6 protein-coding genes and 2 tRNA genes are annotated in these 6,807 nt (G+C 69.1%); 1 reads left to right on the forward strand and 7 read right to left on the reverse strand.

Annotated elements, in window-relative coordinates:
• Window positions 1-211: 211 nt before the first annotated feature.
• The 7 genes from AB0M65_RS20100 to AB0M65_RS20130 form a co-directional block, all read right to left on the reverse strand.
• Complete coding sequence (locus AB0M65_RS20100) at window positions 212-2,413, reverse strand: hypothetical protein (RefSeq protein ID WP_364029343.1); 2,202 nt, start codon at window positions 2,411-2,413, stop codon at window positions 212-214.
• Between the two features lie 22 nt (window positions 2,414-2,435).
• A tRNA-Thr gene (locus AB0M65_RS20105) sits at window positions 2,436-2,507 on the reverse strand.
• 3 nt (window positions 2,508-2,510) lie between these two features.
• Window positions 2,511-2,582 (reverse strand) — tRNA-Arg (locus AB0M65_RS20110).
• Window positions 2,583-2,698: 116 nt separating this feature from the next.
• Window positions 2,699-3,181 carry a hypothetical protein gene (locus tag AB0M65_RS20115; protein WP_364029345.1) on the reverse strand — a complete coding sequence of 161 codons (483 nt, stop codon included), beginning with the start codon at window positions 3,179-3,181 and terminating at the stop codon, window positions 2,699-2,701.
• A 180-nt stretch (window positions 3,182-3,361) separates the two neighbouring features.
• The gene (locus tag AB0M65_RS20120) at window positions 3,362-4,783 is read right to left on the reverse strand and encodes an AMP-binding protein (protein WP_364029347.1); all 1,422 of its coding nucleotides are present in this window, start codon (window positions 4,781-4,783) and stop codon (window positions 3,362-3,364) included.
• 328 nt (window positions 4,784-5,111) lie between these two features.
• A complete protein-coding gene (locus AB0M65_RS20125; protein WP_364029349.1) occupies window positions 5,112-5,234 on the reverse strand; it encodes a hypothetical protein in 123 nt (40 codons plus the stop codon).
• A gap of 80 nt (window positions 5,235-5,314) precedes the next feature.
• Entirely contained in the window at window positions 5,315-5,485 is a 171-nt protein-coding gene (locus tag AB0M65_RS20130; protein ID WP_364029351.1) for a hypothetical protein, read from the reverse strand.
• On the opposite strand from AB0M65_RS20130, the gene AB0M65_RS20135 reads away from it, so the two are divergent.
• On the forward strand, window positions 5,466-6,689 hold the full coding sequence (locus tag AB0M65_RS20135; RefSeq protein WP_364029353.1) for a hypothetical protein: 1,224 nt from the start codon (window positions 5,466-5,468) through the stop codon (window positions 6,687-6,689). The two genes, AB0M65_RS20130 and AB0M65_RS20135, sit on opposite strands and share 20 nt — an antisense overlap.
• Window positions 6,690-6,807 lie beyond the last annotated feature (118 nt).

A 6,807-nucleotide genomic window follows, 5' to 3' on the forward strand; every position in this document is an offset into this window, starting at 1 on the left:
CGTGAAGGACCCCTTCCCTCGGCTCAGCCGAAGAAACTCGACCTTCACACCTTCCCCAAGTACAGGAAGGCCACCTTCCTTGCGCCTAGGTACAGGAAGGGGGCCATCACGTACCCAGGAAAGGAGACATCACGGACCGGACCCACGATCAGCCCCGCAGCCAAATCCAATAGGTACCCAAGACACGCTTGGTTCTAACGACCCAAATCACTCACGACACGAGTCCCGCGGCCCAGCGCCCACCGCCCCAGCCAAGCCACCTTCGTCCATTTTGGACTGTCCCGTCGGCGCCGAACCGGTAGCCCGCGACGACGGCGGCGAGGCCGTCCACCGCCGGGCCGAGGCCGGTGCCGGTGAGCAGTGGGCGCAGCGAGTCGACCGTGGTCCGCTGGGTTTCGGTGTCGCAGAAGCTGAGGAAGAAGATCCCCTGCCGCCACGCGTAGGCCGCGTTCTTGGCCGCGACCAGCGCGGCGTGCGGGTCGGTGGTGGGTACGGCCGTGCGGTGCAGCGCCCAGCCGAGCGAGCGGGTCGCGAGGTCCGGTGCGATCGCGGTCAGCCGATCCCACAGGCCGAGCCCGTCGGCCAGCACGGCCAGGTTGTGCGTGGTGACGATCTGGCTCTGTTCCAGGATGGTGCCGTTCGCGACCACACCGGACACGCGGCCGGGGCGTGTCTTCGCCGCGCGGTCCTTGCACGCCTTCGCGAAGTCGTCCGCCGTCTTCCGGCCCCACCGGGTGGTCGTCTCCTCGGACCACACCTCGGGCAGGTCGTAGTACCGCGCGTACAGCGAACCCGCCATGACCCGGCTCGCGATCACCGCGGCGTCACGGAACTTCGTGGTGAACCTCCCCATGAAGATGTCCGCCGCGAGCTCCTCGACCAGCGGCAGGCGCAAACCCGCCTGCTTGGCGAGCGCACCGAACTCACGCACCAGCGGGTTCGGCAGGATCGTGTGCGGGAAGGCGGACAGCGCCAGCATCGTGGTCTGGGCGAGGGTTTGCCGTGCGGCGTCGGCGTGGTCTCGCCGGTGCGCGCGCACCGGCTCCAGCGCGGCCACCCACGGCAGTTCGGCGAACCCGACCTGCGTCGCCAGATCGAGCAGCAGCAGGCCGCGGCGACGCCGGAAAGCCGCGTAGGTGTGGGCATACAGCGCCGAAAGCGCCGTGTCTTCGATATTCGCCGCGAGGAGTGACGCGGTGATCTGCGGCAGCACGGTCGCGAGCACCTCGCCCGAGGTGATCACGTCCCGCGCGACCAGTTCGTCGACGGGTGCTTCCAACGCCCGTGTCACCTTCACGACAAGGCTTTCCGGCACAGGCCTGCCATCGACGTCCGCGGCGACCGGGTCGACGGACGGCAGACCGCCGTCGTCCGGATACGCGTCGAGGCGACCGGCCACGGCTTCGGCGATTTCGGCGCGAGTCGGCCGCGCCGCGACGGCAAGCCCGGCCTCACGCAGAGCCGTCCGCTGTCCGGAGCCGGGGGCGCCGTGCTTGCCGATGGTGTTGGCGAGAGCGCGGCGCACCCATCCGACGTCGCGCGCGGTCAGCGAGCCGCTGTCCGTCACGCAGGCGACCAGCGCGGCCCGCAGCCGCGTGAAGTTGGCACGCGGAGGTGCTGTCACGCCTTCGGTTTCGGCGAGCAACGCGGCCCGGCGCCCGGCCCAGTCCTCCGGCCAGACGCGGCACGGCCAGCCACCCGCGACGACCCCGTCGTCCTGAAGGACCGGCAGCTCGCCTTCGACCGTTTCGCACCAGAGCGCGACAAGCCGGTCGTACAGCGGCCGCTCCCGCAACCTGGTGCGCATCGTGTCGATCGCGATCGGCGTGGTGACCGCGCGCAGTGAGGCTTTCACCTGTCCGACGGACGCGAGCTTCACGACGGAACCCGCGGGTGCCGACGGCTCCCCAAACCGCGGCGTCATCCGCAGCCGGTGCATGAGCGGGCGCAGTACGGCGACGAGGTCGAGTGCCGCCGCGTGCCGATCGTGCGCGAGGAGCCACGCTACCGTCATCAGCGCGGCGTGTTCCGGGATGTCGATCCGGTATGTCCCCGCCGCGAGGGCGCCGAGCAAGACGGCCTGGCCCTCGTCGGTGAGGTAGTGCAGGTTCAGGCGTTCCCGGTCGGTCGTGCCGGGCGTGTCGTCCGGCAATGACCGCACCAGTTCGGTTTCTTCTTGCCGCAGAGGCGCTTCCGCGAGGTAGCGACCGCTGGCGAACCCACCGTGCAGCACCTCGAGCGTCACCCATGCCGGGGTGTCGGCGACGGGTGTGCGGGAGCCGACGGTCAACGTGCCGTCGGCCATCCCGTCGAGGACGGCACGCCAGCGGTCCGCACGCGCCGAATCGGCACCCGCGTACCGCAGCGCGCGTCGCAACTGGCCGTACGCGTAACCGAACTGCCCCTCGTTCACCGGTCTCCCCCTGTCCATCGAGACCTGGAGGCGAGAATCGAACTCGCGCCTTCCCGGTTACGAGCCGGGTGTTCTACCGCTGAACTACTCCAAGGTGACATGGAGGCGGGATTCGAACCCGCGCCCTCCCGGACCGAAGCCGGGCGATCTGCCGCTGATCTTCTCCATGATCACCGGCGATGTTAGCCAGTCCGTGCGGGAAGGGCATCCGGATTACGGTCACAGTCCGTACTGGTCAGAGATCAATGCTCACAAAAGTGAGCACTGTTCTCGCTTCTGGAGATCTCAGGCGCGATAAGGCCCGTGGTCGCGGAGGTCCGGGCTCACGTGAGGATGGCGGCCCTCCTGCCCGGGCACCGGAGTGACGGTCGGCTCCGTTTCGGCCCTGACCTCGGCTTCCGTGCGGTTCACCAGTACGGAACCCCGTTCCTGGAAGTGGGTCTCGACGGCGCGATCCTGACGCTGGCGGGCGATCACCGAAAGGGTGAGCACATGGGCGACGGCCATCAGCAACAGGAAGACACCCAGCCTCCCCACCAGCGCCGCCGTCGAACCCGACCATTCAGGGCCGACCACCGAAAGCAGGGCAAGCGTGCCGATCGCGACCAGGTGAAAGACGGTGACCACCATCCACGCCAGCGATCCGCTGCCCTCTCCGTCGTCAGGTCCCTGCAAGTAGCGGCGGGCACCGCGATAGAGGACCTGACCGTCCACGACGACGAAGATCAGGCCGATGATCAGAAACCCCGGAAGCTCGTTGTCGGGCATGGTCTCCTCCTCCGTCACTTACGGGGTACCCCCGGAGCGAGCGGAGATGAGCGTCCGGCCGTCGTCCACCTGATCGAGTGAACGGGCCGGAGATCGTGTGGTTTGCACCGCGGCGAGTTCACGATCGTACGAGGGCTCCACCAGCCGCCGCAGCCTGACCGCCTTCCGTATACGAGCGGATCAGGCGATGTGGCGGCCGTGCCCCGCCCAGAACGGCGCTCGCAGCTCGCGTTTGTCGACCTTGCCGATCGCGGTCAGCGGCAGCGCGCCGGTGAAGTCCACATCGGACGGTACGAAATGCTCACGTCCGAAGAACTCCCTGGCGTGCGCCCGGACCTCGTCGGCCGACAGTGCCCTTGGGGAAACCGGCACGACCACGGCGTGCACCCGTTCGCCCTCACCGCCGTCACCAGGAACGCCGAATACGGCCACCGCACGAACCAGCGGATGCCGCGCGATCGCGTTCTCAACCACGGTCGAGTACACCTTGGTGCCGTGCTCGCCGGTGATGATGACGTCGTTCGCCCGATCCAGCAGGTACAGGAACCCCTCGTCGTCGAACCGCCCGACATCACCGGTCCGCAGCCATCCGTCCCCGATCGGCGGCGCCCCGTGGTAACCGTCCATCATGGACAGTCCGCGCACGAGGATCTCCCCGTCGTCGATCCGCGCCTCCATCCCCGGCACGATCCGGCCGACGGATTCGAGCCGCTCCGGCCGTCCGTCGAGCTCCGCCGCGGAGATGCTCGCGATCATCGGCGCCTCGGTGAGCCCGTAGCCCTGCCCGACCACGGGCCCGAAGACGTCGAGTGCCTGAGCCAGCCGTCGCGGCGGGAGTGGCGCGGCACCCAGCGAGAGCTGGCGCACGCTGCCGACGTCGGTCGTCGCCATGGCCGGATGATCGAGTACCGCGGCCAGCCGCGCGGGAGTGAGCGACAGTGTGGTGATCCGGTGTCCCGCGATCGCGCCCAGCACGGCGCCCGCGTCGAAACCCTGCTGTAGCACCACACTTTCCCGCCGGAGGAGGGCGCCGAGCACGGTGGCGTTCCCGGTCATATGCGTCATCGGCGCGATCAGCAGTGTGCGCCCCGGCCCCGCCGGATCGGGCGCGAAGATATGGGCCATCCCGTCGTAGATCCCGCTGTGCCGAATGAGTTTCGGCGCCCCGGTGGTACCCCCGGTGGGGAAGATGACGGTGACCGACCCCGGCAATCCGGCGGGCTCGGCACCTTCACCGGCCACCAGGTCGTCAAGCGCGACCACTCGCGCGTCGTCCGCGGGCCACTCCGACGGCTGATCGGTCACCAGCGTCGTGACCCCCGCCGCCGAAGCCGCCGCGAGCCTGTCCGGCGAACTCGCCGACGCGGCGACGAGCAGAACGGTCGAGCCGCGCAACTGCGCGGCGATCTGCAGGAGAAGGGTCTCCGGCCGGTTGACGGCGTCGATGGCGACGACCCCGCCGTCCGGCAGCCCCGCGTACAACCGGCGCACCAGGCCGAGTGCCTGCTCGTAGGTGGTCTCCAGTCCATCCTGGACGAACAGCACCTCGTCGCCACCCGAACGCAGCGCGTCCAGCACCCTGGTCAGGAACAGACTTTCCACGGCCCGGACCCTAACCGATCACACGGACAACTCCCTGGTCGCGTCGAGCGGCCTCGCGCAGGCGGTCCAGCTGCTGCGTCGCGAAGGACGCAGTCGTAGAACTCCGACACGAGATAGACCGGCCAGGTCCCGCACCACAGATCCGGGTCTTCGTCGTCCGGCAGACCGGGGAGCTCGTCGAGTTCCGGTGGGCTCGGCCAGGGGAACCCGCGGCCTGGTAGCGCTGGTCACGTGCCTGGCACGGGGTGCGGTTGTGTCATGAGGGGTCCCCATAAGACAAATTTCGTCCTATGGGGACCCCTCATGACACACACGGGCAGCCGCGCGCTCAAGTGAGCACGAGCAGCACGTGATCACCGTCCGTCTCGGGCAACAACCGGAAACCGCACTTCTCCAGCACCCGGACCGATCCGACGTTGGTCTTCACCGGGTCGGCGTACAGCGGCCGCACCGGCACCTCGACCAGAAACGATGCCAGCCCTCGCGAGCCGACACCGCCACCCTAGAACTCCCGGCCGTACCAGTAGCCCCTTAGTGCTTGCCCTCCCGCGGCCAGGCCACCACGTTGCCCGCGACCCTGCCGTCGACCAGCGCGACCACCGACACTTTCGACCAGGCGGCAGCACGGTGTTTCAGTCGTCCGGTGCTTGTGGAGCCCCGGTCCGGGCTCTTGAATGAACCGATGGACGCGTTGACGGCCATCGCCCTGCTCGTCGCCCGGTACGGCGTGCAGGAGCTGGTCGGCGCCCTGACGGGACGTCAGGAGTTCGGCTCGCTGGCCAGCGAGCTGTTCGGCGCACTGGCGGCGAGCGAAAGCAGGCTCACCGACCGGCTCGCCGATGTGGAGCGCAGGCTCGCCGGCGTGGAGCAGCGCCTGGACGAGGTGCTGGAGCAGCCCTACCAGCATGGTCTCAACGCCGGGTTGCGGAAGCTGCTCACCGTCGGCGTGACCACGGATCCGCATCTGCGTGCCGCCGAGCTGAACGGCGCACGCGAACGCTTCGAAGAGGCCGCTGCCGCCGCGCGCTCCCCGCTCCAGACGGCCGTCGCGGAGCGGTACGTCATGGTGTGCGCACTCGGGCTCGGCCACCATGCCGCGGCACGGGCGGCCTGGGGTCAGCTCAACGCCTCGCTGACCGTCTCCGCGATCGACCTCGGCGAGGCGGTCCGCTGGTCGTACAAGACCGCCAGGCGACGGCTGGCCGAGCGCGGCGACGACCGGGGCGTCAAATACGCCGGGCAGGGTGATTTCCGGGGCCGCCGCTACGAAAAGCGCGCCATCGCCGAGGATCAGCGCGTGCGCGCGGACGCCGCCGAGGCCGGCGGGATGATCGGACGGCTGCTCGACGAAGCGGCCGCACTGGGCATGGCGCTCGGCGAGCCGTTGGCGCCGAAGATCACGTGCGACATCCGGCGCGGCCGGACGCTGCTCACGTTCCCGCCGGGAAGTGCCGGTCCGGCATACCGCTGGATCGACGAGGGCTGGTTCGAAACCCGCTGGCTCGTCGAACCCACCGTGCCGGGCCCCGTGCGGTTCGGCTCACTCGTGGTGGACTGGACGCGGTTCAAACTCCAGGCGAACACCTTGGTCGACGCCCCGCATCTGCAGCCGCTGTCCGACCACGACGGCTTGACGGTCAACATCAAGGAAAAGGTCACGGTCCAGGCCGACCCGCCGATCCCCCGTACCGTGCCGATCACGCAACCCGGACGGTCCCGGGCGTGGCAGGTCGCGGGAAAGGGACCTTTCGCCATCCCCGTGGCGCGGCACGAGATCCCGGCTGGCGCCCGTTCGGCCGAGGTCTCGGACGTGGTCGCCGTCGCGTCCGACGAACACGGCCGTCTCCTGCTCCCCGGCGCGATCCGCGTCGGCCCGGTCACCTTTATGCGGTACTCGGCGACGTAAGCGGGGAGGCTTTCGTCCACAAAGGACACTATCGACTCGTGAGTGTTTTGGGTCGTTCTAACGACCCAAAACACACACGAGACCCGACCCCCACCGCGATGGGTATAGCACACCACAG

The organism is Amycolatopsis sp. NPDC051071 (assembly GCF_040682875.1).
Taxonomy (GTDB): Bacteria; Actinomycetota; Actinomycetes; order Mycobacteriales; family Pseudonocardiaceae; genus Amycolatopsis.

Bases quoted from the DNA above. Each gene is read 5' to 3' on its own strand.
- AB0M65_RS20130 (WP_364029351.1), bottom strand. From the start codon at position 5,485: ATGGCCGTCAACGCGTCCATCGGTTCATTCAAGAGCCCGGACCGGGGC.
- AB0M65_RS20115 (WP_364029345.1), bottom strand. From the start codon at position 3,181: ATGCCCGACAACGAGCTTCCGGGGTTTCTGATCATCGGCCTGATCTTC.
- AB0M65_RS20135 (WP_364029353.1), top strand. From the start codon at position 5,466: ATGGACGCGTTGACGGCCATCGCCCTGCTCGTCGCCCGGTACGGCGTG.